Source organism: Hydrogenophaga luteola, from assembly GCF_042648585.1.
Classification (GTDB): Bacteria; Pseudomonadota; Gammaproteobacteria; order Burkholderiales; family Burkholderiaceae_C; genus Hydrogenophaga; species Hydrogenophaga luteola.
Genome location: NZ_JBHRXX010000009.1, coordinates 1 through 21,402, shown reverse-complemented (window position 1 = coordinate 21,402; position 21,402 = coordinate 1). Strand labels below are relative to the sequence as shown.

Annotated in this window: 29 protein-coding genes; 13 read left to right on the top strand and 16 right to left on the bottom strand. The window is 64.4% G+C overall.

Annotated features, from left to right (window positions below; all coding sequences use genetic code 11):
* The first annotated feature begins 1 nt into the window (after position 1).
* Both cobJ and ACFOPI_RS18885 read left to right on the top strand, forming a co-directional pair.
* Positions 2-1,030, top strand: a complete 1,029-nt coding sequence (cobJ, locus tag ACFOPI_RS18890) for a precorrin-3B C(17)-methyltransferase (RefSeq protein WP_382177321.1) — start codon at positions 2-4, stop codon at positions 1,028-1,030.
* Positions 1,027-1,377: a (2Fe-2S) ferredoxin domain-containing protein gene (locus ACFOPI_RS18885; RefSeq protein WP_382177319.1), complete on the top strand. Its 351-nt coding sequence runs from the start codon at positions 1,027-1,029 to the stop codon at positions 1,375-1,377. Before cobJ ends, ACFOPI_RS18885 begins: the two co-directional genes overlap by 4 nt.
* 29 nt (positions 1,378-1,406) lie before the next feature.
* Here the strand turns inward: ACFOPI_RS18885 and ACFOPI_RS18880 are convergent, their stop codons facing one another.
* From ACFOPI_RS18880 to nifH, 15 genes are all read right to left on the bottom strand, one after another.
* The gene (locus tag ACFOPI_RS18880) at positions 1,407-1,832 is read right to left on the bottom strand and encodes a nitrogen fixation protein NifQ (protein ID WP_382177316.1); all 426 of its coding nucleotides are present in this window, start codon (positions 1,830-1,832) and stop codon (positions 1,407-1,409) included.
* A 10-nt stretch (positions 1,833-1,842) separates the two neighbouring features.
* Positions 1,843-2,148 carry a ferredoxin III, nif-specific gene (gene fdxB / locus ACFOPI_RS18875; RefSeq protein ID WP_382177313.1) on the bottom strand — a complete coding sequence of 102 codons (306 nt, stop codon included), beginning with the start codon at positions 2,146-2,148 and terminating at the stop codon, positions 1,843-1,845.
* A gap of 114 nt (positions 2,149-2,262) precedes the next feature.
* Entirely contained in the window at positions 2,263-2,463 is a 201-nt protein-coding gene (locus ACFOPI_RS18870) for a CCE_0567 family metalloprotein (protein WP_382177311.1), read from the bottom strand.
* A gap of 2 nt (positions 2,464-2,465) precedes the next feature.
* The gene (locus tag ACFOPI_RS18865; protein ID WP_382177308.1) at positions 2,466-2,963 is read right to left on the bottom strand and encodes a NifX-associated nitrogen fixation protein; all 498 of its coding nucleotides are present in this window, start codon (positions 2,961-2,963) and stop codon (positions 2,466-2,468) included.
* Entirely contained in the window at positions 2,956-3,369 is a 414-nt protein-coding gene (nifX, locus tag ACFOPI_RS18860; protein ID WP_382177306.1) for a nitrogen fixation protein NifX, read from the bottom strand. The genes ACFOPI_RS18865 and nifX overlap by 8 nt, the downstream gene beginning before the upstream one ends.
* Before the next feature lie 14 nt (positions 3,370-3,383).
* Positions 3,384-4,784, bottom strand: a complete 1,401-nt coding sequence (nifN, locus tag ACFOPI_RS18855; RefSeq protein WP_382177304.1) for a nitrogenase iron-molybdenum cofactor biosynthesis protein NifN — start codon at positions 4,782-4,784, stop codon at positions 3,384-3,386.
* A gap of 14 nt (positions 4,785-4,798) precedes the next feature.
* Positions 4,799-6,292, bottom strand: coding sequence for a nitrogenase iron-molybdenum cofactor biosynthesis protein NifE (nifE, locus tag ACFOPI_RS18850; protein WP_382177297.1), 1,494 nt, complete (start codon positions 6,290-6,292; stop codon positions 4,799-4,801).
* 143 nt (positions 6,293-6,435) lie between these two features.
* Positions 6,436-6,915 (bottom strand): ferritin-like domain-containing protein, encoded by a 480-nt coding sequence (locus tag ACFOPI_RS18845; protein ID WP_382177295.1) that lies wholly within the window; start codon positions 6,913-6,915, stop codon positions 6,436-6,438.
* A gap of 12 nt (positions 6,916-6,927) precedes the next feature.
* Entirely contained in the window at positions 6,928-7,284 is a 357-nt protein-coding gene (locus ACFOPI_RS18840) for a hypothetical protein (RefSeq protein WP_382177293.1), read from the bottom strand.
* Positions 7,285-7,294: 10 nt separating this feature from the next.
* Positions 7,295-7,780, bottom strand: coding sequence for a hypothetical protein (locus tag ACFOPI_RS18835; RefSeq protein WP_382177290.1), 486 nt, complete (start codon positions 7,778-7,780; stop codon positions 7,295-7,297).
* Positions 7,781-7,790: 10 nt separating this feature from the next.
* Positions 7,791-8,108: a hypothetical protein gene (locus ACFOPI_RS18830; RefSeq protein ID WP_382177288.1), complete on the bottom strand. Its 318-nt coding sequence runs from the start codon at positions 8,106-8,108 to the stop codon at positions 7,791-7,793.
* Between the two features lie 2 nt (positions 8,109-8,110).
* A complete protein-coding gene (locus ACFOPI_RS18825) occupies positions 8,111-8,458 on the bottom strand; it encodes a 2Fe-2S iron-sulfur cluster-binding protein (protein ID WP_382177286.1) in 348 nt (115 codons plus the stop codon).
* 146 nt (positions 8,459-8,604) lie between these two features.
* A complete protein-coding gene (nifK, locus tag ACFOPI_RS18820) occupies positions 8,605-10,164 on the bottom strand; it encodes a nitrogenase molybdenum-iron protein subunit beta (RefSeq protein ID WP_382177283.1) in 1,560 nt (519 codons plus the stop codon).
* A 33-nt stretch (positions 10,165-10,197) separates the two neighbouring features.
* A complete protein-coding gene (gene nifD / locus ACFOPI_RS18815) occupies positions 10,198-11,661 on the bottom strand; it encodes a nitrogenase molybdenum-iron protein alpha chain (protein WP_382177280.1) in 1,464 nt (487 codons plus the stop codon).
* A gap of 94 nt (positions 11,662-11,755) precedes the next feature.
* The gene (gene nifH / locus ACFOPI_RS18810; RefSeq protein WP_382177278.1) at positions 11,756-12,637 is read right to left on the bottom strand and encodes a nitrogenase iron protein; all 882 of its coding nucleotides are present in this window, start codon (positions 12,635-12,637) and stop codon (positions 11,756-11,758) included.
* A 437-nt stretch (positions 12,638-13,074) separates the two neighbouring features.
* Between nifH and ACFOPI_RS18805 the strand changes: the two genes are divergently transcribed.
* Genes ACFOPI_RS18805 through ACFOPI_RS18780 form a run of 6 tightly spaced genes read left to right on the top strand, consistent with a single transcriptional unit; the run spans position 13,075 to position 16,924 of the window.
* Positions 13,075-13,683, top strand: a complete 609-nt coding sequence (locus tag ACFOPI_RS18805) for a hypothetical protein (RefSeq protein ID WP_382177275.1) — start codon at positions 13,075-13,077, stop codon at positions 13,681-13,683.
* A gap of 17 nt (positions 13,684-13,700) precedes the next feature.
* Positions 13,701-14,546, top strand: coding sequence for an NAD(+)--dinitrogen-reductase ADP-D-ribosyltransferase (locus ACFOPI_RS18800; protein ID WP_382177273.1), 846 nt, complete (start codon positions 13,701-13,703; stop codon positions 14,544-14,546).
* Positions 14,539-15,510 (top strand): ADP-ribosyl-[dinitrogen reductase] hydrolase, encoded by a 972-nt coding sequence (gene draG / locus ACFOPI_RS18795; RefSeq protein ID WP_382177270.1) that lies wholly within the window; start codon positions 14,539-14,541, stop codon positions 15,508-15,510. Before ACFOPI_RS18800 ends, draG begins: the two co-directional genes overlap by 8 nt.
* Positions 15,507-15,950 (top strand): ArsC/Spx/MgsR family protein, encoded by a 444-nt coding sequence (locus ACFOPI_RS18790; protein ID WP_382177268.1) that lies wholly within the window; start codon positions 15,507-15,509, stop codon positions 15,948-15,950. Before draG ends, ACFOPI_RS18790 begins: the two co-directional genes overlap by 4 nt.
* A complete protein-coding gene (locus tag ACFOPI_RS18785) occupies positions 15,937-16,185 on the top strand; it encodes an FmdB family zinc ribbon protein (protein WP_382177265.1) in 249 nt (82 codons plus the stop codon). The genes ACFOPI_RS18790 and ACFOPI_RS18785 overlap by 14 nt, the downstream gene beginning before the upstream one ends.
* A 13-nt stretch (positions 16,186-16,198) precedes the next feature.
* Complete coding sequence (locus ACFOPI_RS18780) at positions 16,199-16,924, top strand: YkgJ family cysteine cluster protein (protein ID WP_382177263.1); 726 nt, start codon at positions 16,199-16,201, stop codon at positions 16,922-16,924.
* Positions 16,925-17,213: 289 nt separating this feature from the next.
* Here ACFOPI_RS18780 and ACFOPI_RS18775 read toward each other — a convergent pair whose 3' ends face one another.
* Positions 17,214-18,251 carry an integron integrase gene (locus ACFOPI_RS18775; RefSeq protein WP_382177260.1) on the bottom strand — a complete coding sequence of 346 codons (1,038 nt, stop codon included), beginning with the start codon at positions 18,249-18,251 and terminating at the stop codon, positions 17,214-17,216.
* A gap of 127 nt (positions 18,252-18,378) precedes the next feature.
* On the opposite strand from ACFOPI_RS18775, the gene ACFOPI_RS18770 reads away from it, so the two are divergent.
* The 5 genes from ACFOPI_RS18770 (at position 18,379) to ACFOPI_RS18750 (ending at position 21,269) form a co-directional block, all read left to right on the top strand.
* The gene (locus ACFOPI_RS18770) at positions 18,379-18,954 is read left to right on the top strand and encodes a DUF3885 domain-containing protein (protein ID WP_449272026.1); all 576 of its coding nucleotides are present in this window, start codon (positions 18,379-18,381) and stop codon (positions 18,952-18,954) included.
* 109 nt (positions 18,955-19,063) lie between these two features.
* Positions 19,064-19,498 (top strand): GNAT family N-acetyltransferase, encoded by a 435-nt coding sequence (locus ACFOPI_RS18765; RefSeq protein WP_382177254.1) that lies wholly within the window; start codon positions 19,064-19,066, stop codon positions 19,496-19,498.
* 91 nt (positions 19,499-19,589) lie between these two features.
* Positions 19,590-19,931: a hypothetical protein gene (locus ACFOPI_RS18760; RefSeq protein WP_382177252.1), complete on the top strand. Its 342-nt coding sequence runs from the start codon at positions 19,590-19,592 to the stop codon at positions 19,929-19,931.
* 522 nt (positions 19,932-20,453) lie between these two features.
* Entirely contained in the window at positions 20,454-20,780 is a 327-nt protein-coding gene (locus ACFOPI_RS18755) for a hypothetical protein (protein ID WP_382177249.1), read from the top strand.
* Positions 20,781-20,888: 108 nt separating this feature from the next.
* Positions 20,889-21,269 (top strand): DUF2314 domain-containing protein, encoded by a 381-nt coding sequence (locus tag ACFOPI_RS18750; RefSeq protein WP_382177246.1) that lies wholly within the window; start codon positions 20,889-20,891, stop codon positions 21,267-21,269.
* Positions 21,270-21,402 lie beyond the last annotated feature (133 nt).

Below are 21,402 nucleotides of genomic sequence, written 5' to 3'. Positions count from 1 at the left end.
AATGACCACCGACACCTCTGTCCCCCCCCCGCACGACGCGGGCATCACCGGCACGGCCGGCCGCATCAGCCTGGTGGGCATCGGCCCCGGCCACACCGACCACATGACCGCGCGTGCGCGGGCCGCCATCGCCGAGGCCGATGTGGTGGTGGGCTATGTCACTTACATCAAGCTGGTGGCCGACCTGCTGGAGGGCAAGGAAGTCGTGCGCAAGGGCATGACCGAAGAGCTGGACCGCGCCGTGCATGCGCTGGAAGCGGCCCGCGCGGGCAAGAAGGTGGCGCTGATCTCGTCGGGCGACGCCGGCGTCTACGGCATGGCCGGCCCGACCTACGAGGTGCTGTTCCAGGCCGGCTGGACGCCGGAGGACGACGTGGCGGTGGAGATCGTGCCCGGTGCGTCGGCGATCAACGCCTGCGCCGCCCTGGTCGGTGCGCCCCTGACGCACGACTTCTGTTCCATCTCGCTGTCCGACCTGCTCACGCCCTGGCCGGTGATCGCCAGGCGCCTGGACGCCGCCGCCGCGGCCGACTTCGTGGTGGCGCTCTACAACCCCAAGAGCGGGCGCCGCACGCGCCAGATCGTCGAAGCGCAGCGCCTCTTCCTGCGCCACCGCCGCGCAGACACGCCGGTGGCGATCGTCAAGAGCGCCTACCGGCGCCGCCAGCACATCGTGCACACCACCCTGGACCAGATGGCCGAACAGGAGATCGGCATGCTCAGCACCGTGCTGATCGGCAACAGCAGCACCTTCCTGCGCGAGGGGCTGATGGTCACCCCGCGTGGCTACGCCAACAAGTACGACGTGGACCAGGGCTTCGAGACCCGCGAAGGCGAGAAGGCTGGCCGCTCGCTCTCCAGCGGTCTGCTGGGCTGGATCGAGGGGCTGCGGGCCGAGCAAGCGGCCGGCGCGGGCCTGGCCGAACTCGCCAGCCGACACCGCCTGCCCGCCGACTACATCGCACAGGTGCTGGCGGCACCCGACGAACACGCACCGGCCGAGGCCGGCACCGAGGAGACCGAGGCATGAGCAGCACGGAAAAACCCCGCATCGGCGACTACCGCCGGCACCTGCTGGTCTGCACCGGCACGCGCTGCACGCAGGACGGCGCGGCGCAGGCGCTGTTCGACAGCCTGGGCGAGAAGTTCAAGGCCGCCGGGCTGAACGAAGGCGCGCTGCGCGTCAAGCGCAGCCGCGTGAGCTGTTTTGCTGCCTGCAAGGGTGGTCCCATCCTGTGCGTGCAGCCCGACGGCACCTGGTACCACGGCGTGACCCCCGACAACATGGACCGCATCATCGGGCAGCACCTGGTGGGCGGACAGGTGGTCGCCGATCTGGTGTTCCACCAGGGGCCGGGGACCTGCGAAGCGGATTGACCGCTCAGCGAACCCGGGCCGCCTGCCCATCACACGCCACGCTCCCTGGTGTGTTCCAGCGAGGGCTGCTCAAAGCAGGCGCCACGGTCGCCGCAGTCATCGCACGTCGGCGACTTGCAGATCAGGATCTCTTCCTTCAGGCACAGCTGGCGGTAGAAGAACTTCTTCCACTTCATGTCACCCACGTTCAGCGCCTTGAGCGCCGGGAACCAGCGAGCCATCAAGGCGGACAGCGCGTCGCGGGACGGCAAACCCAGGTCCTGCCAGAGGTGCTGATCGCCGAGGCTGGCGCAGGCGATGAGCCAGGCCACGTGGTAGCGGTCGGCCTTGGGGCCGGCCGACGGCTCGGCGTGTTCCAGCAGCAGCGCCATCAGGTCGTCGATCTCGTCGCTGCGCGAGCGCATGCGCCCTTCGAGGGTGGCCCAGTCGAGGCGGGGTGCGACGGGCTGCAGCATGGCGGACTCCTCAGGCGTTGGCCGGGGCGTGCGTGTAGCACTTCTTGGGACAGATGCGCGAGCAGGCGGTGCAGCCGATGCACAGCTCCTGGTGCGCAATCGTCATCACCTTCTTTTCGTACTCGTCGTCGTCATCACCGTCCAGGTCGACAGTGATGCGCTCGCCCTCGTCGTTCAGGCCGACGAGTTCGAGCACGCCGCGCGGGCAGACCTTGAAGCAGCGGCCGCAGCCGATGCATTTCTCTTCATCCAGCGACGCGACAAAGGTCGGCGTCCAGGTCGCGCCGCTGGGCAGGGTGACGGAAAACGCGCTCATGAAACAAACTCCTTGGCGGTGTGAGCGGCATCGGTCAGGGCACCCGTGGAACCGGCTTTGCCGGGCCACCAGGTGCGTCCCCCTGGGGGGAAGACGCGAAGCGGCGCAGGGGGGTTACGTTGTTGCCGCTGCGGCTGCTTTTCGGGCTTCCATCAGCGCGGCGTGGGCGTCGTGGCAGCGCTGCGCGACCGACAGGATGTTTTCCCAGTTGGTGGGCAGCTCTTCGGACAGGTCGTGCAGGTCCATCTTGGCCTGCGTCGCCTGGGCGTTGAGCTTCTTCAGGCGCAGCTTGAGTTCGTCGGCGGATTCACTCATGGTCAGGCTCCGTAGTTCGCGACGTCGGGGTAGGTGCGGATCATGGTCACGGCCTCGGTGAGGAACTTGCCACCGGCCTCGGCCAGCTTGGCCAGCGACGGGAAGCCGAAGCGGTGCACATCGCGCAGCTGCTTGTTGACCACCACCAGGCGGCCGGCGATCAGCACCATGCGGCCAAAGCCTTCGTGGCTCATCTTCATCATGGGCGAGACCATCTGGCCGGTCTCGCGCTCGATGGCCACGGCGATGGCGTTGTAGAAGATCTCCAGGTGCCACAGCGTCTCGGGGTCCGGGTCGCCCATGATCGGAATCGCGCGCCGCTCTTCGGCGGTGAGGATGAAGGGCTTGAGGATCTTCAGATCGCTCTTGCCTTCCCACTGGCCGTGGGTGTCCTGCGCGCGCATCTGCTTGACCAGCTGCTGCACGAAGGGCGTGGCCAGCATGGCCTCGTCGCTGGGGGCGTCGGTGGTCTCTGTCTCTGGGGTGGCGGTTTCAGCCATGGGTCACCTCGTCGTCTTCAAAGTCAAAGGAGGGGGCGCTGTCCTTCTGCAGGGCCTTGCGCAACCAGGGGGGCGGCGTGCCGTTGAGCACGACCTGCAATTTCTCCAGGATCTCGGAGATGGATTCGGGTTGTGGCACCTTGATCGGGTGGATCTTCAGCGCCACCACCCGCGCCGCACCGGAACCGCCGATGGCCGCCACGTACAGGATGGCGCAGTCGTGGATGGCGTCCAGCTTGGGTGCGAGCTTGTCCTCGTCACCGTCTTCCTGCAGCTTGTCGCCGAAGTCGAAGCTCTGCACGAAGCGGTAGCCGTCGGCGTCCATCTCGTAGACCAGGATGTGTTTGGCCCAGCCGAAATGCGCGTTCACGCTTTCCTTGTCCTGGGTGGCGAATGCGATCTTCATGGTGGACTCCTGTTTCAGGCACTGGCCTCGGCCAGCGGGTTGGGGGGTGTGGCCTGGGCGGTGCCGCTGCGCGTCATGGCGGCACGGCGCGCCTCGGGTGTGAGCGGCCAGTCGCCTTCGTGGTGGTGCGGGATCTGTTCGATCATCAGGTTGGCGATCTCGAAGATCAGGTTCATCGTCCCGCGGTAACCCACCTGCACGCGGTGCGCGTTGCCAATGCGGTCGAACACCGGAAAGCCCATGCGCAGCAGCGGCTTGCCCAAGCGCTGCGCCGCCTGGCGGCCGTGCGCGTGGGTCACGATCAGGTCGCAGTCCTTCGCGCCCTGCTCCAGGTCTTCCAGGTCACCGAGCAGCACGGCCTCGGCCGGCAGCAGCGCGTGCGACGCGGACTGGGTGGTGCTGATGCAGCAGCGCAGTTCGGCGCCCATCTCGTGCAGCAGCGCGCCGATGGCCAGCAACAGGTCGGGCTCGGCGCCGATGGCCACCGTCATGCCGCCGGTGTAGAAATGGCCGTCGAGCATGGCGTCCAGCAGTTGGCTGCGCTGGCGGCGGTACTTGGCGGGCACCGGGCGGCCGCTGTGCTGCGACAGCCGCATCAACAGCCGGTCGTTGGCCTCGATGCCGGTCAGCCGCTCGAAGATCTCGAACGGCGCGCCGCTGATGGCCTGCAGCGCCTCCGCGCCTTCACGGGTCTGCTCACCCACGCCAATGGTCCACGACGACGCACCGGCCGCGCGAATCTCGTCGAGCGAGGTGCCGCCCAGCGTGGTGCCGCGCCAGTCGGGCGGGATGTGACCGTCCAGCGAACCCGACACGTCGGGCAGTACGATGGCCTTGAGACCGAAGGCCTCGATGGTCTCGCGCAGTTCGTCGATGTCGCCGGGCGACAGGTGGCTGCCCGGCAGCAGCGTGACCTGGTCCTGCACCGGCGGCAGCGGCTTCACCAGCGACTTCACGATGCCGGTGATGGCGTGCTTGAACCCGTCTTCAAACGCGCCGACGTAGTCGGGCGTCGACACGTAGATGATCTCGGTGTCGGCCAGTTCAGGGTGCTTCTGGCGCGCCAGCGCCAGAAAGCCGTTCACGTCGTCGCCCTTGGTCTCGGTCAGGCCGGTGGAGCAGATCGCGATCAGCTTGGGCGACGCACGTTTGCGGATGTTGAGCAGCGCCGCCTCGATGTTCTCGTAGCCCCCGAGGATGGTGGTCACCTCGTTCATCGCCGTGGTCTGCAGCGGGATGGCTTCCTTGAAGTGCCGCACCAGCAGCACCAGGCCGAACGAGGTGCAGCCCTGCGAGCCGTGCATCACCGGCATGCAGCTGTCCAGCCCCAGAAAAGCGAGGCTCGCGCCCAGCGGCTGGCTCATCTTGAGCGGGTTGACCGTGCAGGCTTTCTTGGACTCGACAACGTTTGCCATGTCGTGTCTCCTGCTCAGACCGGGATCTCTTCGGGCTCAAGACCCATGGCGTGCGCCGCGACTGCGCTCAGATGCGCCGTCGATGCGGTCGGGGCCACCGCCCCCAGGGTCTCGCCGTCGTCGCCCCAGGGCGCGGCGATGCGCACGCGCTGCCACACCGGGTTGGAGATCGTGCGGTCGATCTGGTGCACCAGTTCGACCATGCCCTCGTAACCGGCATAGGCGTAGTAGCGCTCCTGGTTGATGTCCAGCCAGGGCATGCGCGCCTTCAGCGCCACGAACTGCGAGCGGCCGCCACTGAGCATGATGTCGGCGCGTGCGTCGCGCAGCATCGCGTACATCTCGCGTGGCGTCATGTCGTCGATCATGTGGGCGTCGGCGCCCTCGCCCATGATCTCCTTGATCTTGTCCTTGTCTTCCTTGGTGCTCTTCTTGACGCTGGTGCCGACGATCTCCATGCCGCCTTCCTGCAGCGCCGCCACCACCGACCAGGACTTCACGCCGCCGGTGATCAGCAGCACGCGCTTGCCGGCCAGGCGCGCCTTGTACTCGGCGATGCGCTTGTAGGCCCGCGCCTCTTCCACCTCGATCAGGCGCTCGGTGCGCTCCAGCAGTTCGGCGTCGGCGCCCTGCTGCACCAGCAGCTTCGCGATCTGGCGCAGCGTCTCGCTCATGTCGCTGATGCCGTAGAACGAACCCTCGAAATACGGGATGCCGTAGCGCTGCTGCATCTTGGTCGCGATGTTGATCATCGACTTGCTGCAGACCATCATGTTGACCCTGGCGCGGTGGGCCGAGGCGATCTCGTTGTACTTGCCGTCGCCGCTGATGCACGAGAGGATGCGGATGCCCAGTGCGTCCAGCAGCGGCTTGACCTGCCAGAGCTCGCCCACCAGGTTGTACTCGCCGATGATGTTGATGTCGTACGGCGTCGTGAACTCGGGTTCCACGGTGCCGATGACGTAATCCAGGATGGCCTCGGCGCCCAGCTTGTTGCCCAGGTTCTTGGGCCCGGCAAAGCCCGGCGCATTGACCGGGATCACCGGCTTGCCGAACTTCTCGGCCGCGCGTTTGCACACCGCCTCGATGTCGTCCCCGGTCAGCGCGGTCACGCAGGTCTGGTAGACGAAGACCGCGGGCGGGTCGTACTTCTCGATGATTTCCCGGATCGACTTGAACAGCCGCTTCTCGCCGCCGTAGATCACGTCGAGTTCGTTGATGTCGGTGGTGAAGCCGGTGCGGTAGATCTGCGAGTGCGAGGACGCGCTGTGGCGGTTGTCCCAGCTGTTGCCCTCGCAGGCGATGGGCCCGTGCACCAAGTGGGCCACATCGGCCACCGGCTGCAGCGCGATCTTGGCGCCATCAAACGCACAGCCCCCGGCGGCTGCGCCGGGCGAGAGCTGCCTGGTGCAGCCCTTCTTGCGTTCCTTCTCGCTCTTGCCCTGGTTGATGTCGCAGCCGGGCTCTTCGAACACTTCAGCGATCTTGGCCTTCAGAGATACCGACATGGCGAGCTCCTGTCAACGTGGGTTGAGGGGCTCTTTGCAGGTTTGATGCCAGGCGATTTGGTGGTGCTTTTGGCCGATTGGCGCCGCTTCTGTGAAGGGTTTGAAGCAATCGCGACGGATGGTTTGCGACGGGTCGTGGGAGATCAGACATCGGTGGGCAGCGGCTTGCCTTCCCGGTGCAGCTCGATCCAGCGCTGGAGTTCGGCCACGTGCCCGGCCTCTTCGTCGGCGAACTCTTTCGCCAGCGCACGCAGCTCGGGGTCGATGGTGTTCTTCATGACCTCGCTGTAGTAGTCCAGGCCACCCTGCTCTGCTTCCAGCGCGACCTGCAGGGCCTGCTCGCGCCCCAGCATCGGGTCGGCCGCCCAGATGGCCGCGGCCTCAGGGCTCTCGATGTCGGGCCAGGTGTAGTCCTCGGGCCGCAGCGGCGGCAGCTCACGGTAGCCGGCGCGTTCACGGGCGTCGGCGAGGTGCAGCCGCGAGTAGTCCGCGAGCTGGCGGAACAGGCGCCCCACCTCACGGTTGCCCTGGGTGGTCATGGCATCGGCCAGCTGGCCGAAGCGCAGGGCGGCCTCCTGTTCGATGCGGATGGCGTGGGCCAGAAAGGCTTCGACGGATTCCATGGTGTGCTTTCTTCAGTAGTCAATGCCAAACCAGGCAGGTTCTCTTCTTCGCAACTCGGCGATCAGTTCCAGCGTGGCTGGCACCAGCGCGCGCACGCCGTACCAGACCGCTTCGCGCCGCGGCTGGCCACCGGTTTCCAGCAGGTGGTGCAGCTGCCCCCAGCCCTGCCAGTCGATGCGGTGCAGCCGGGCATGCAGCTCGGGTGCCAGGTGCGCCAGGGTCTGCGACATCACCAGCAGCTGCGCCTCCACGGCGTGCAGCGTGGCGGTGCTGGCGAACAGCTCGTCTTCGTTCTGCAGATCCGCCAGCAGTGTCTGGATCGTCTGGCCCGCGGTCCGCACGATGTCGCACTGCATGCGATGCAACATCGCGATCTCCTCAGAGGTTGTCGGCCAGGACTTCCAGCGACAGCAGTTGCTGGTGCAGCGCGTGGCGGGCGCGCCAGCGCTCCTTGGCGCAGAGCCATTCATCCCCGCCTTCGGTGGCGAGCACGGCGTCCTGGTCGCTCCAGTAGACGCGGAATTCGCCCGGCCGCACGGCCAGCGTCGCCACGGTGGCCGCACGCACGTCCACCGGATCGGGGCTGAGCACGCCACGGCCGAGCAGGTGGTCTGCACGGTACAGCGTGGTGTCCCAGCCGTACTGGTCACCCAGCGCGCAGACGGCCGGAAAGGCCGCCCGGGCGGCGGCGTCCACCGTGTCGTGGCCCAGTGCCTCCAGCAGCGCTCGCGGCGTCACCTCGTCGTGGATCTCCCAGGCCTCCAGCGGATCATCTGCCGCCAGCTTGTGCAGCAGGTCGTCCGGGTGGTAGGCGAACCAGGCCAGGGGTTCGGCATCGGGCGGGCACTGCAGCACGTAGATCATGGCCGTGCGCTCACTCCACGCCCTCGGCGACGGCCTTGGCCCACATGGCACGGCGCAGGCGCTGCGCAATCGCCATCGGGCTGGTGTCGATGGTGCGCTGCTCGGCCGTCATCGCGCCCTGCGCGATCGCGGCTTCCTCGTGCGTCAGCGGCAGGCGTCCGGCCATGTGCGTGGCACCGGGCACGGCCGCGAGGATGGCCTGGCGGTTCGGGTGCTCGATCACCGGCACCAGGGTGTCGGCCTCTTTCAGGCCGGCCAGGCAGACCCAACCGTCAATCACTTCGACCGGTCGGCCGTCCTGCGTGGTCTTGACGAGGGTCTTGGTCATGATCAGAACTCCACCAGGATGTCTTCGCTGCGCACCACGAACTGGCAGGCCAGGCGCCAGGGCGGCGGCAGGTCCTTGGTCTCGGCGTCCTCGATCTGCTGCTGCGTGATCTTGCCGGCAAAGCGCAACACGGTTTTTTCCTTCTCGGTCAGCGCGACACCGATCGGCGTCTTGTCTGACAGCACCGTCACCTTGAGCTGGCAGGAACCGCACTCGCCGTTCTCGCACTCGAAGTCCACCGGAATGTTGTTCGCCTTCGCCACCGCCAGCAAAGTCCGCGTGTCACCCGCCACCGCATAGACCGTCAAGTCCTTCTTCATGCGCGGCGAACTGAAAGTCACATTGGCCATGAGAGCCTCACTGAATGAAATGACCGCAGACCGCAGCGACCCAAGCGAGCAAGGGGAAGCTCGTCCAGTGCCGCCGCGGAACCGGCTTTGCCGGGCCGCCAGCGGCGCCCCCCGGGGGGTGACGCCGAAGGCGGCGCGGGGGGGCCTTATCTGATGATGTCGTACGAGTAGTCCGTCTTGCCCGGCACGATGGTGTTCGCATCCAGGGTCTCGAAGAACTCATCCAGCAGGTTCACCAGGACACGCATGCCGCCCTCGTAGCCCCAGGTGGGGAAACGGTGGTAGTGGTGACGGTCGAAGATCGGGAACACCATGCGCACCAGCGGCGTGCCGGTGTCGCGCTCCAGGTACTTGCCGTAGGTGTTGCCGATCAGGAAGTCCACCGGCTCCGTGAACAGCAGGCTGCGCATGTGCCACAGGTCGCGCTTGGGATAGACCTTGCAGCCGGCGCCGTAGGGCGACGAGTCGAACAGGGCCTGCACCTTCGCGGCCCAGGCTTCGTTGCCGTTGGTGGCCAGCACGTGGGCCGGCTCGGCACCGAGCTCCAGCAGGAACTGTGCGTAGCCCAGCATCTGGTCCGGGTCGCCGTACAGGGCGTAGCGCTTGCCGTGCAGGTGGGCCTGGCTGTCGGCCATGGCGTCCACCAGCAGGCCACGCTCAAGCTCCAGCTCGGCCGGGATCGGCTTGCCCGTCAGGCGGCTGATGGCCATCAGGAACTCGTCGGTGCCGGCCACGCCCACGGGCGCGTTGAGCACGACCACTTCCTGGCCCTTCTCGGCGATGTACTTGCTGGTCTTCTCGCAGCAGTACTCCTGGAACACGATGGTGGCCTTGGCGTGCAGGCCGGCGATCACCTCTTCCTTGGTGGTGCCGCCTTCGTACATGCGGAACTCGCCATCGGTCGGGGTGCTCCACGAACCCGACGGGTCGCACAGCACGTTCACCTTCACGCCAAACAGGCTGAAGATGCGGCGCATCTCCTTCATGTTGCCGACGACGAAACCGTCGAAGCCGGCGATGAAGTTGATGCTGTCGTCGGGCACGCGCTCAAGCTTCTCGGCGGTGCCGGCCTTGCCGTCCCAGAAGTGCTGCAGCACGCCCAGCAGTGCGTTGTCGTAGCCGGTGATGTGGCTGCCGACGAAGGCCGGGGTGTGGGCGAAGGGCACGTCGAACTCGGCCGGGACCGAGCCCTTTTCCTTGGACGTCTTGATGAAGGCGTTCAGGTCGTCACCGATCACCTCGGCCATGCAGGTCGTGCTGACCGCGATCATGTCGGGCTTGTACAGGTTGTAGGCGTTGGCCAGGCCGTCGACCATGTTGTTCAGGCCACCGAACACCGCCGCGTCTTCCGTCATGGACGAGGACACGCAGGACGTCGGTTCCTTGAAGTGGCGCGAGAAGTGCGAGCGGTAGTAGGCCACGCAGCCCTGCGAACCGTGCACGAAGCTCAGGGTCTTGTGGAAACCGTTGGCGACGTAGACGGCGCCCAGCGGCTGGCAGGCCTTGGCCGGGTTCACGGTCAGCGAATCGCGGGCAAAGTTCTTCTGCTTGTAGTCCTCGGTCTTGGTCCACTCGATGACCTGGCCGATTTTCTCGTCGCTGTGGTTGTATTCGAACTGTTCCTTCTTGTTCTTGAACAGTTCCTGGTACTCGGGCTCACGGAACAGCAGTTCGTGGTCGAGGATCTTGTCGGCTGATTGGGGCATGACGCTCTCCTAAACAAATGGTGTTGCGTGGGCTCAGGCGGCTTTTTTCCAGGGCGCCTTGGTCAGGCCCCAGATCGGCGAGCTGATCGCCATGTCCATGTCACGGGCGAAGATGGCGAAGCCGTCGTAGCCGTGGTAAGGGCCGCTGTAGTCCCAGCTGTGCATCTGGCGGAAGGGCACGCCCATCTTCTGGAACACGTACTTTTCCTTGATGCCGGAGCCGATCAGGTCGGGCTTGATCTTGTCGACGAAGTGCTCGAACTCGTAGCCGGTCACGTCGTCATAGATCAGCGTGCTGTCCTTGATGTAGTGCGTGGTGCGCTGGTAGTCGTCGTTGTGGCCGAACTCGTAGCCGGTGCCGACCACTTCCATGCCCAGGTCCTCGTAGGCGCCGATCACGTGGCGCGGACGCAGACCGCCCACGTACAACATGACCTTCTTGCCCTGCAGGCGCGGCTTGTACTTGTCGATGACGGCCTGCATCAGCGGCTTGTATTTGGCGATCACCTCTTCGGCCTTGGCCTTGATGGCGTCGTCGAAGTGGCTGGCGATCTCGCGCAGGCTCTTCTCGATCTGGGTCGGGCCGAAGAAGTTGTACTCGCACCATGGGATGCCGTACTTCTCTTCCATGTGCCGGCTGATGTAGTTCATCGAGCGGTAGCAGTGCAGCACGTTGAGCTTGGCCTTAGGGGTGTTTTCCAGCTCGGCAATCGTGCCGTCGCCGGACCACTGGGCGATCACGCGCAGGCCCATTTCTTCGAGCAGGATGCGGCTGGACCAGGCGTCACCACCGATGTTGTAGTCACCGATGATGGCCACGTCGTACGGGGTCGAGACGAAATCAGGGCGCTTGTTCGGGTCGGTCTTGTCGAACACCCAGTCGCGGATGGCGTCGTTGGCCAGGTGGTGGCCCAGCGACTGGCTCACGCCGCGGAAGCCTTCGCAGCGCACGGGCACGATGGTCTTGCCTTCGTACTCCTTGCTCTTCTTCTTGGACACGGCTTCGATGTCGTCGCCGATCAGGCCGATCGGGCACTCCGACTGGATCGAGATGCCCTTGTTCAGCGGGAACAGCTCCTGGATCTCGTCGATGATCTTGTCGAGCTTCTTGTCGCCGCCGAAGACGATGTCCTTCTCCTGGAAGTCGGAGGTGAACTGCATCGTCACGAAGGTGTCCACACCGGTCATGCCGATGTAGTAGTTGCGGCGCGCAGCCCAGCTGTACTGGCCGCATCCCACGGGACCGTGGGAGATGTGGATCATGTCCTTGATGGGACCCCAGACCACACCCTTGGAGCCTGCGTAGGCGCAGCCGCGGATCGTCATCACGCCGGGCAGCGACTTGATGTTGGACTTCACGCCGCAGTCGGGTTTGCCCTCTTCGTACGTGTTCAGGTGCTTGGCACGGCGCTTGGCCATCTTTTCGGGATAGGCCTTGAGCACTTCATCGATCAGGGCCTTGTTCGCGGCCTTGCGCTCTTCAACGGTGGCGGTCATGGGTCACTCCATTGGATGTGGGGATCGGGGGGGCGGGCCCCACCCCGGCGCCACGCAGGCGTCGGGTGGAAGCGTCGCTTCTTTCAGTTGGCGCTCAGGCGGCCAGTTCGGCAGCGGTCTTGCCGACTTCGGACTCGTCGATGGTCTTCATGATCCCGTGCTCCATCAGCAGGTCTTCCAGCTGGTCCATGGTGATGGGGGTGGGGATGGTGCCGTTGCCGGCGTTGCCGTGGACCTTCTGGGCCAGGGTGCGGTACTCCTGGGCCTGCTTGGAGTCCGGCGCGTATTCGAGAACCGTCATGCGGCGCAGCTCGGCGTGCTGCACGATGTTGTCGCGCGGCACGAAGTGGATCAGGCGCGAACCCAGCATCTTGGCCAGCGACTCGGCCAGCTCCAGTTCCTTGTCGGTCTGGCGCTCGTTGCACACCAGGCCGCCCAGGCGCACACCGCCGCTGTTGGCGTACTTCAGGATGCCCTTGGAGATGTTGTTGGCCGCGTACATGGCCATCATCTCGCCCGACATCACGATGTAGATTTCCTGCGCCTTGTTCTCGCGGATGGGCATGGCGAAGCCGCCGCACACCACGTCGCCCAGCACGTCGTAGGACACGTAGTCCACGCCGTCGTAGGCGCCGTTTTCTTCCAGGAAGTTGATCGAGGTGATCACGCCGCGGCCGGCGCAGCCCACGCCCGGCTCGGGACCACCGGACTCCACGCAACGGATGTCGCGGTAACCGATCTTCATGACGTCTTCCAGCTCCAGGTCCTCCACCGAACCGGCTTCTGCGGCCAGCGAGAGGATGGTGTCCTGGGCCTTGGCGTGCAGGATCAGGCGGGTCGAGTCGGCCTTGGGGTCGCAGCCGACGATGAGGATCTTCTGGCCCATCTCGGCGAGGGCGGCCAGGGTGTTTTGGGAAGTGGTCGATTTGCCGATGCCACCTTTGCCGTAGAAGGCGATTTGACGTAGGGAAGCCATGTCAGTACTCCAATCAAGGAAGGGTTGAAACCAAGGTTGCGATACACCGCGACCAGGTCAGCCTGACGTGCCTATAGGTCTTCTTATCTGGATCACGCATCGGCCGGACTTGTGTCCGCGCAGCCACTCCTTTGCACCTTCCGTGCCATGCCTTTCCAGCCCGCTTCAAACACACCGCAAGTGCCTGTTCTTCATAGGGAAAACCGGCATTTTTTGTGACCCTTGAACAGCGCCATCGGGCTTTGTTCCGAATGCGACAAAGCCCGCCTGGCGCGTCGCAAACGGCACGCCGGGCGGGGCCGGTGCCGACGGGTTTGTGTCGGGTTTGATGCGCTTTCGCGCGCGCGTACCGCGCGCGTGGGCCATGCAGGGGCTGGTACGTTCATTGCAGACAGGGCCGGTGAGAACTTTCTTTCCCAACCCACCAGGAACCTGTGATGACCACCCTGACCGCCCCCGTCGCGATTGAAGACACCGCCTTTGCCCGCCTTCAGCAGGAAGGCCGCATGCTCAACCCGGTGCTCAAGGCGCCGACCCACGTCGAGGGCCGTTTCGGCTTCCGTGGCGAACTGGCGCTGCGCTTTGCGGCCAAGATGGCCGACGAGGCCCGCCCGCCCGAACTCACCTGCGACCAGGTCATGGCCGTGGCCCGCGCCGGCGAGAAGCACCTGCCCTTCTTCTGCGGCTGGCTGCTGTCCTTCGAATCGCTCAAGGACGTGGCCGAGACGCTGGGCGACACGCTCAGCGCCGGTGGCAAGTACTTCCTGTTCTGCGACAACATGGACCTCTCCAAGAAGTACCAGGTGCCTTACAAGGGCGCCATGTTCTACGTGCTGCCCATCCTGGAGAACACGGTCTACAACGAGATGCTCGAGCTGCTCTACCTGGAGAAGGGCGACCTCAAGAAGAAGGACACCGCGGGCAAGCTCGACGCCGTGGCCGACGCTGCGCTCAAGTACGACGTGACCTTCGACACCATCACCTACGACGAAGGCCTGGCACTGATGGGGCCGGTGCGCAACGTCAACGAGAACCGGCCGGTCTGAACGCCTGACCGGACCCGATGAACGATGAACCGGTCCAGCCGCACCGCTGGTACAGCACCAACCTGGTCGGCGTGCCGTCCCGGGTGCTGGCCGGCACCGCGTTCAACGCGCACCCGGTTCCCTTGTCCATCGCCGGCACGCGCGAGACGCACCCCGGCCTGTTCGGCCTGCTCGCACGCTGCGAGCACCTGAGCGACGCGTCGGAGGTGTTCGTGCACTACCTGGACATCGCCTTCGGCCTGCGCGCCCCGGCCGCCCACGAGGCCGCGGCGCTCGACCCGGCCGAACGCCGACGCTGGCGAAGCAGCTGGCGCAAGCTGCTGCAGGGCTGGGGCATGGACAGCGGCGGTCCGGCTGGCGCGGTGCTCAAGGGCTGGGTCGAGAGCCGGTTCGGCCTGGTGCCCACGCACCACCGCCAGCCGCTGCAGCGCTTCCCCTCGCCGGGCTGGATCGCCTACCTCGAAGAGAAGACCTTCAGCCGCCTGCACAACAACAACATCCACCAGCAGCTGGACCTGCTGTACGAGTTCTGCCAGTGGGCGCTGCAGCGCTTGGGTGTGCCCGGCGTCGCCGCAGCGCCGGCCACGCACCTGCGCCTGTGGCGCGGCAGCACCCGCTGCGACGAACAGCTGGTGGCCGGCAGCCTGAAAGCGCGCCACTGCACCGTGCGCCTGAACAACCTGGTCTCGTTCAGTGTCTCGGCCGACGACGCTGGCTGCTTTGGCGACTGGGTGTTCGAGGCCCGGGTGCCCGCCTGCAAGGTGCTGGTCTTCCCCGGCCTGCTGCCCGGCCAGGTGCTGCAGGGCGAGCAGGAGGTGCTGGCGCTCGGCGGCGACTACGAGGTGGTGGCGCGCTATGCCTGAGCCCCACGCCAAGGGCTTCCACGCCCGCTTCGACAAGGCCCTGGGCGCCTACCTGGGCCTGGCCATCGGCGACGCATTGGGCGCCACCGTCGAGTTCATGCGCCCGCGCGAGATCCTGCTGCAACACGGCACCCACCGCGACATCGTCGGCGGTGGCTGGCTCAAACTCGCGCGCGGCCAGGTCACCGACGACACCACCATGAGCCTGGCGCTGGGCGAGGCGCTGCTGCTCGGTGGCGCCGACGGCATTGCGCGCCTGCGCGACCAGGCCGACGACACCCTGGTGCGCGGCATCGGCGAGGCCTATGTGGCCTGGTGGCGCGGCGGGCCCGTAGACTGCGGCAACACCTGCCGCCGCGGCATCCTGCGTTTTCTGCACCAGGGCAGCCTCAGTGGTCCGCCCAACGATGGCGACGGCGGCAACGGCGCGGCCATGCGCAACCTGCCCGCCGTGCTGGCCACCCTGGGCGACCGCGCAGCCTTCGAGCGCCTGTCGCTCGCGCAGGCCCGCCTGACCCACCACCACCCGCTGTCCGACGCCGCCACGCTGGGCCTGGGCCGTCTGCTGCGCGGCCTGCTGGCGGGCGACGACCACGCTGCCCTCTGCGCACGCATCGCCCGCTGGGTGAACGAAGAACCGGCTTTCCGCCACACGCCCTACCGTGGCCGCGCCACCGCCTATGTGGTGGACACGGTGCAGACCGTGCTGCACTTCGTGAGCGAACACGAGGACTTCGAAGACGCCCTGGTCGCCACCGTCAACCAGGGCGACGACGCCGACACCACCGGCGCACTGGCCGGCATGCTGGCCGGCGCGCGCTGCGGCGCGGCGCGCCTGCCCTGGCGCTGGCTCAGCCGCCTGCAGCCGGCCACCGTGCGCGCCATCACCGACCAGACCAGCGGACTGCTGGCCCTGGCCGACCAGCTGACCGATCCCGCCGTCTGCACCGGAGCCCCCGCATGACCCACCTCGTCTTCTTCGAAAAACCCGGCTGCGGCGGCAACGCCCGCCAGCGCGCCGCGCTGCAAGCCGCCGGCCACACGCTGGAGCGGCGCAACCTGCTGACCGCGCCGTGGACACGCGACACCCTGCTGGCCTTCCTGGCACCGCTGCCCATGGCCGACTGGTTCAACCGCGCCGCCCCGCGCATCAAAAGCGGCGAGGTGGTGCCCGAAGCGCTGGACGCCGACGCCGCCCTGGCCCTGCTGATCGCCGAGCCCCTGCTCATCCGCCGCCCGCTCATGCAGAACACCACCGACGGCAGCCGCCACGTGGGCTTCGACACCGACGCCGTCAGCGCCTGGGTCGGGCTCGAACCCTCGGCCCAGCGCCCGGCCTCGCTCGAAGGCTGCAGCTCCCCCACCCACGCCTGCCGCACCGGAGACCACCATGCCGCTGTTTGACTACCACTGCAAAGCCTGCAACGCCGACTTCGAGCTGCTGGTGCGCGCCAGCACTGTGCCCACCTGCCCACACTGCGCCAGCACCGAGCTGGACAAGTGCGTCTCCCGCATCGCCCCGGCCGGCAAGATCGAAGCGATCCGCATGTCCCACCGGCGCGCGGCCGACGCGGCCGGCCACTTCAACCACTACAGCGCGTCCGAACGCGCGCGGCTGCTCAAGGGCAAGAGCGTCTGACCCGGGAGGCGCCATGAGCGACACCACCGAGCACGGCGCCGACGCCTTCTTCCGCGAACAGCGCGACGCCTTCACGCACACCCTGGCCACCCAGGGCAGCGAAGCCGCGCTGCTGCAGGCCTGGGACAGTTTCGACGGCAACCTTGCCATCCAGTGCGAAGGCCAGCCCTCGGTGGACTGCGCCAAAGGCTGCGCCAGCTGCTGCACCCTGCGCGTCACCGCGCTGGCACCCGAAGTTTTTGTGCTGGCCGACTACCTGCGCGCCACCGCCCCCGCCCTGCAGCGCCACGGCATCGACCTGATTGCCGCCGTGCGCGACGCCGACGCCGCCACCCGCGGCCTGGACGAAACGGCGCGCGTCGCCGCGCGCCGCCGCTGTGCCTTCGTCGTCAAAGGCGTTTGCCTCATCCACCGCGCGCGGCCCCTGGCCTGCCGCGGCCACGCCTCATACGACCGGCGCGCCTGCGCCGACGCCGCGGCCGGCTGCGTGGACGAAGTGCCCTTCTCCGGCCCGCACCGCCTGGTGCGCCTGCTGCTGCAGGCCGCCCTGCAGGCCGCGCTGCGCGACCAGGGCAAAGCCTGGGGCGCCTACGAACTCAACCACGCCCTGGTGCTGGCGCTGGACCGGCCCGACGCGCAGGCCGCGTGGCAACAGGGCGAAGACCCGCTGGCCGATGCGGCGGCGGATCTGGAGCTGCGCGAGGCGATGGCGGCGGGGTTTGATGAGATGCGGCACTGAGGGTTGGGGCTGCGGACGCCGCCCCCTGGAGCAGGTCAATGCGTTGCGTTGAAAAGCCGTTCTGCAGCGGTTGAAGCCGGTCGCTGGCTGCGGGTGTTTCTTTGCTGATTCGACCAGAGCAGTCGTGGGACATGGTCGCACGCCAAATTTCGAATGTTGGCTGTACGGGGTACAGCGGACATAGGGCATCATCAACCCCGCTGGCGAGGCGCGATTGACCGCTTCCCCTTCACCTGGACTGGTGGTTTCGACCCGTTGCGGTCGGTCGCGCATTCCGAAAACCGGTCACTCAACACCCCAGAGCCAAGGCATCCAGTGGACTGGTCGTGCCACCTGCTGCCACCTTGAGCACATGGGTGTAAATCATGGTGGTGGACACATCCGAGTGACCCAACAGCTCCTGCACCGTGCGAATGTCGGTGCCCGCTTGAAGCAAATGCGTGGCAAACGAATGGCGCAGGGTGTGAACCGACACCGGTTTTGCAATGCTGGCAGCCACACATGCCTGCTTGAGTCGCTTGGAGATCCGCTCAGGAAACAGGTGGTGGCGCCTCACCACCCCGGTTTGAGGATCTACCGAGAGAGTGGGCGAGGGGAAAACCCAGTGCCAGGCCCAGCTTTGCCCGGCCCGCGGATATTTGCGCTCCAGTGCATGGGGCAGAAAGACTCCCGCCACTTCCGTTGCCCGATCACGGGTCCAAAGCGCCTTCGACCGAGCCAACTGTTCGCGCAGCGGTGCCACCAGTGATCGGGGCAACATCACCACCCGGTCCTTGTCGCCCTTGCCGCTGCGCACCACCACCGCATGGCGGTCGAAGTCCAAGTCCTTCACCCGCAGAGACAGGCCTTCATTCAGGCGCAAAACTGCACCATACAACAGCCTGGCCAGCACAGCCTCCTCACCGGCCATCATGCTCAGCACCCGCTGAATCTCGTCCTGGGTCAGCACCACCGGAATGCGCTTGCGCTCCGGTGGTCGACCGATCTGTTGCATCCAGGGCAAATCCATACCCAGCACCTGGCGATACAGGAACAACAAGGCATTGAGCGCCTGCCGATGGGTGGCCGGTGACACTTGACGCTCATCGGCCAACATGGTCAGAAATGCTTCCACCTCCGCTGAGCCCAGTTCCCGGGGGTGCCGCATGCCGCCATGGATGCCGGACCAGCGCACGAAAAAGCGCACCCAATAGACATATGCCTTCTCTGTCTGAAGGCTATAGTGCAAGTACCGAATGCGCTCGCGGACCTGATCCAGCAAGCGTTTGGATACCAACGGGACGGCCGCCGGCTCACGGACTTTGTCGGATCTGTTATACCTGTTCATTCATACAGTATTGCAAGGTAACTGTATGACATCAAACACATTTTTGGGATGTTTCGAACCATGTTATCTCGCGGGTACTGTGGGTATTCGGTGAAGCACGAACTACATCAAAGTTAGGCCTCACAGAATGCACATTGACCCTCTCTCTTGGTGGACATCTGAAGTCTCCGAATTCGCGCCGATCGGGCATGTACTTCGAAGGCACATGTACGATAGATGGACCCGCTTCCACTCTTTGCCGGAATCCAAGCGATACGCCGAAAGCGATGCTGAGCATCAGGAACTCCAAACGCGCCACGTTGCAGTAGCAAGTGAACTCTTTGAGGTCGGGGAGCCAATCTATGTTTACAGGTGCCGCCTTATGGAACGGAGGCTTAAAGGCAAGCTGAAACACATGCTCGTCGGCAACCAGCTACGGGAAAAGATGGTCAGGCTACCTAGCGGGCTGAGCGTTAGCGAAGAGGATGACGGCTACTACTTCGTACGAGCTTTAGTGACTTCATGGGCTCCAACCTTCTTCAGCGCGCTCACTAAAAAAATAGCGGATTGGGAAGAGACAGGCGTCACGTTCGTATCGCCGTCCACCAAGAACATTTACTGCCCATATGACGGCGGCATGGACGTTTTCCCACACACGAACAGTCCAAGCACTCTTGAGGCCAAGTTTTCCTCGTGGATGTCGAGCAGAGAGGACAAGATGTAATGGTCAAGTCTTTCAAACACATCACGCCTTCGCTCACCGGCCTAACTGGTCGTTGCACACGGACGCCCATGCTTCGCATGGTCGCCGGTGAACTTGGGCGTTAGCCCATATGGTTGAATTTTCGCTTCTTGCTGCTTTTGAAGATGACAAAGAATTCATCTTCGAGGTATTCAAAACCACTATGCGCGAGTATGTGGCGTGGGCTTGGGGGTGGGACGAAGAGTTTCAGCGCAACGGTTTCTGGACTCACCTACCTGTGCAAAACTTCAAGTTGGTTTATGTCGCAGGCTCGAAAGCCGGTGCGTTGTATATTGAAGAGAGCGAGAAGTGTCACTTCATTCGGACGGTATTTCTACAACCAAGGTTTCAAGGTTTAGGTGTAGGCTCGGCACTGCTTGCGCAAGAAGCTACCCGTGCGAGAAATGCTCAAAAATTGTTGGCACTCAAAGTCATAAAGATCAATCCGGCCAAAAGCCTCTACGATAGGCAAGGATTTAGGGTTGTGGGGGAGGACGATGCTACCTATCACATGCAGCTGGGCTAACCCGGCGCTCAACCTCGCTCCCTACGGTTGCTGGACGCTGCGCGATAAAGCCGCGCTGCGCCGGTTAGCTCTACGTTAAGCCGCATATCAGATGAGCGTCACAAGTGGTCAGCGCATAGTGAGTATCCGCAAGCGAATACTTGCCTACTGTGAGCAACACAGCATTGCCGTCCCGAAAGCGTTCGATGAGCTTGATCCCGTCTACGCTATTGCACTGGTAGATACGCGAGTTCCGGAGCGTCTTCGTCTCGTGGGAGAGAGCTTCTATAGTGAAAAATCAGCCCTTCGCTATCTGAAAGAACAGAACGCGAACCCGGAGAACTATCGGTTTCTTGATTTCAAGCGCGGGGTCGAGCTTGTTATAGAAAGCGAAACAGCTCTGAAGCACAGACCGAGTTTCGATAATCGCAAAGACGTCGATGCCCAGAGGTAGAGGTCAAGGCAAATGCAGGTGTATCACTCTCAAGCACTGCGGCTTAACAAGTCGGCCCAGCACGGACGGCCTTGAGCCTCCGCTGGCCTTAGTCGTTAGATGTTGATGAAAAAGTCGATCATCCGCGTCGCAATAGCCCTTTGCGCTATCGGCGTAGGCTATTTCATTTTTGGGGCTGTGACTGATGCGGCCGCATCTTCGAAATCCGAAAAGATATGCAGTGCCGTACGTGTCGGAATGACAACACAACAACTTGAACAATTTGCGACCGAGGGTGGTGGCTGGTATCGGGCTTCCAATAAAGACCGGGGTAGAGTTGGCGCAAGTGGTTGGAACTTAATTTGCCGATGCGGTGTGGAAACGAAAGATGGGGTAGTCAGCAGTGTTTCTAAGTCTCTGTGTATCTACTGATGGCGCATCTAACAGGGCCGTCGAATGGCCCCACAACGGCGGCCATAGTTGTCGCCATTCTTCAATGCTGAGTGCGCCGTTGCGGTCCATTCACGTTCGACGTTAGCCCGCATGAATTTCCTACGCCCACGTCTCGCCAAGCTTCTCGGCACCTCCACAATTGCGGCGCTGGGCGTTTTCCTTTTGTTTCGCTTCGCCGTGTACCGCCACATGTACATCGCGCCAAACGAACCACATGGAATTTCGGACGTAATTGAGTTACTCCTTGGGTTGGGGCTTATGTGCGTGCTTGGCACGTCTCTCGTTGCTGCACTTGCACTCGCGGTTCGTGGACCGCGGGAAAACCGGGTGGCTGCAGGCTGGTTGGTGGGAGTTTGTTTGCTTGTGGCAGCACTCGTTGATCCGCTTCATTCCCTGGCTGCAAAATGGGCGCCATGAGCGAAGAGCGGGCTAACAAATCCGTCAAGAGGGACGGCCCAAAGCTTCGCTTTGGGTTCCCTCCGTCTGCGGCTCCGGCCGCCCCTCACGTCAAACGTTAGGTGTGCTATGGAAGAATTCGACGGATATCCAGTAAGAAAAGGATTTCATGGGGACGGCTGGGAGCTGGAAGACTGCGTTGCCGCTGCCAAGGAAAGTCCAAAAACGTTTAAGGTTCCTTCGGCAAAGGAGGCCCCGCTAGTCGAGATCGGCGACAACCTGCGCTTGCATTTTGTTATCACTGATCCGGAGGTTAAAGCTGATCCGGAGAACCCGCGTGCAGAAAGAATGTGGGTTGAAGTTTGCCGGTTGGAGCAAGACGGGGTTTTCTTGGGGCACCTTACAAACCAACCCGTCTTTATAGAGTCCCTGGAGCCGGGTGATGTTATCGAGTTCAAGTGGAATCATGTGGCTCAGGTCTACGTGAAAAAGGCCGGCAAGAAGAAATGATTCGAGATGTCGCACACCTAACCATTCGCTGCAGGCGCGACCGCCCTGACGGGGGGGCGGCCTGAGCTCAAACTACAAGGGCTTCCCCCCGAAAGTCAAACACCGATCCATTCGTGATGCATCGCGAAGCGAT

Bases quoted from the DNA above. Each gene is read 5' to 3' on its own strand.
- ACFOPI_RS18825 (WP_382177286.1), bottom strand. From the start codon at position 8,458: ATGGCCAATGTGACTTTCAGTTCGCCGCGCATGAAGAAGGACTTGACG.
- ACFOPI_RS18885 (WP_382177319.1), top strand. From the start codon at position 1,027: ATGAGCAGCACGGAAAAACCCCGCATCGGCGACTACCGCCGGCACCTG.
- ACFOPI_RS18755 (WP_382177249.1), top strand. From the start codon at position 20,454: ATGAATTTCCTACGCCCACGTCTCGCCAAGCTTCTCGGCACCTCCACA.
- nifE (WP_382177297.1), bottom strand. From the start codon at position 6,292: ATGTCGGTATCTCTGAAGGCCAAGATCGCTGAAGTGTTCGAAGAGCCC.
- ACFOPI_RS18765 (WP_382177254.1), top strand. From the start codon at position 19,064: ATGGTTGAATTTTCGCTTCTTGCTGCTTTTGAAGATGACAAAGAATTC.
- ACFOPI_RS18780 (WP_382177263.1), top strand. From the start codon at position 16,199: ATGAGCGACACCACCGAGCACGGCGCCGACGCCTTCTTCCGCGAACAG.
- ACFOPI_RS18805 (WP_382177275.1), top strand. From the start codon at position 13,075: ATGACCACCCTGACCGCCCCCGTCGCGATTGAAGACACCGCCTTTGCC.
- ACFOPI_RS18870 (WP_382177311.1), bottom strand. From the start codon at position 2,463: ATGAGTGAATCCGCCGACGAACTCAAGCTGCGCCTGAAGAAGCTCAAC.
- ACFOPI_RS18835 (WP_382177290.1), bottom strand. From the start codon at position 7,780: ATGATCTACGTGCTGCAGTGCCCGCCCGATGCCGAACCCCTGGCCTGG.
- nifN (WP_382177304.1), bottom strand. From the start codon at position 4,784: ATGGCAAACGTTGTCGAGTCCAAGAAAGCCTGCACGGTCAACCCGCTC.
- ACFOPI_RS18770 (WP_449272026.1), top strand. From the start codon at position 18,379: ATGCACATTGACCCTCTCTCTTGGTGGACATCTGAAGTCTCCGAATTC.
- fdxB (WP_382177313.1), bottom strand. From the start codon at position 2,148: ATGAGCGCGTTTTCCGTCACCCTGCCCAGCGGCGCGACCTGGACGCCG.
- cobJ (WP_382177321.1), top strand. From the start codon at position 2: ATGACCACCGACACCTCTGTCCCCCCCCCGCACGACGCGGGCATCACC.
- ACFOPI_RS18750 (WP_382177246.1), top strand. From the start codon at position 20,889: ATGGAAGAATTCGACGGATATCCAGTAAGAAAAGGATTTCATGGGGAC.
- nifK (WP_382177283.1), bottom strand. From the start codon at position 10,164: ATGCCCCAATCAGCCGACAAGATCCTCGACCACGAACTGCTGTTCCGT.
- ACFOPI_RS18840 (WP_382177293.1), bottom strand. From the start codon at position 7,284: ATGTTGCATCGCATGCAGTGCGACATCGTGCGGACCGCGGGCCAGACG.
- ACFOPI_RS18800 (WP_382177273.1), top strand. From the start codon at position 13,701: ATGAACGATGAACCGGTCCAGCCGCACCGCTGGTACAGCACCAACCTG.
- draG (WP_382177270.1), top strand. From the start codon at position 14,539: ATGCCTGAGCCCCACGCCAAGGGCTTCCACGCCCGCTTCGACAAGGCC.
- nifD (WP_382177280.1), bottom strand. From the start codon at position 11,661: ATGACCGCCACCGTTGAAGAGCGCAAGGCCGCGAACAAGGCCCTGATC.
- nifH (WP_382177278.1), bottom strand. From the start codon at position 12,637: ATGGCTTCCCTACGTCAAATCGCCTTCTACGGCAAAGGTGGCATCGGC.
- ACFOPI_RS18830 (WP_382177288.1), bottom strand. From the start codon at position 8,108: ATGACCAAGACCCTCGTCAAGACCACGCAGGACGGCCGACCGGTCGAA.
- ACFOPI_RS18785 (WP_382177265.1), top strand. From the start codon at position 15,937: ATGCCGCTGTTTGACTACCACTGCAAAGCCTGCAACGCCGACTTCGAG.
- ACFOPI_RS18880 (WP_382177316.1), bottom strand. From the start codon at position 1,832: ATGCTGCAGCCCGTCGCACCCCGCCTCGACTGGGCCACCCTCGAAGGG.
- ACFOPI_RS18760 (WP_382177252.1), top strand. From the start codon at position 19,590: ATGAGCGTCACAAGTGGTCAGCGCATAGTGAGTATCCGCAAGCGAATA.
- ACFOPI_RS18790 (WP_382177268.1), top strand. From the start codon at position 15,507: ATGACCCACCTCGTCTTCTTCGAAAAACCCGGCTGCGGCGGCAACGCC.
- ACFOPI_RS18865 (WP_382177308.1), bottom strand. From the start codon at position 2,963: ATGGCTGAAACCGCCACCCCAGAGACAGAGACCACCGACGCCCCCAGC.
- ACFOPI_RS18845 (WP_382177295.1), bottom strand. From the start codon at position 6,915: ATGGAATCCGTCGAAGCCTTTCTGGCCCACGCCATCCGCATCGAACAG.
- nifX (WP_382177306.1), bottom strand. From the start codon at position 3,369: ATGAAGATCGCATTCGCCACCCAGGACAAGGAAAGCGTGAACGCGCAT.
- ACFOPI_RS18775 (WP_382177260.1), bottom strand. From the start codon at position 18,251: ATGAACAGGTATAACAGATCCGACAAAGTCCGTGAGCCGGCGGCCGTC.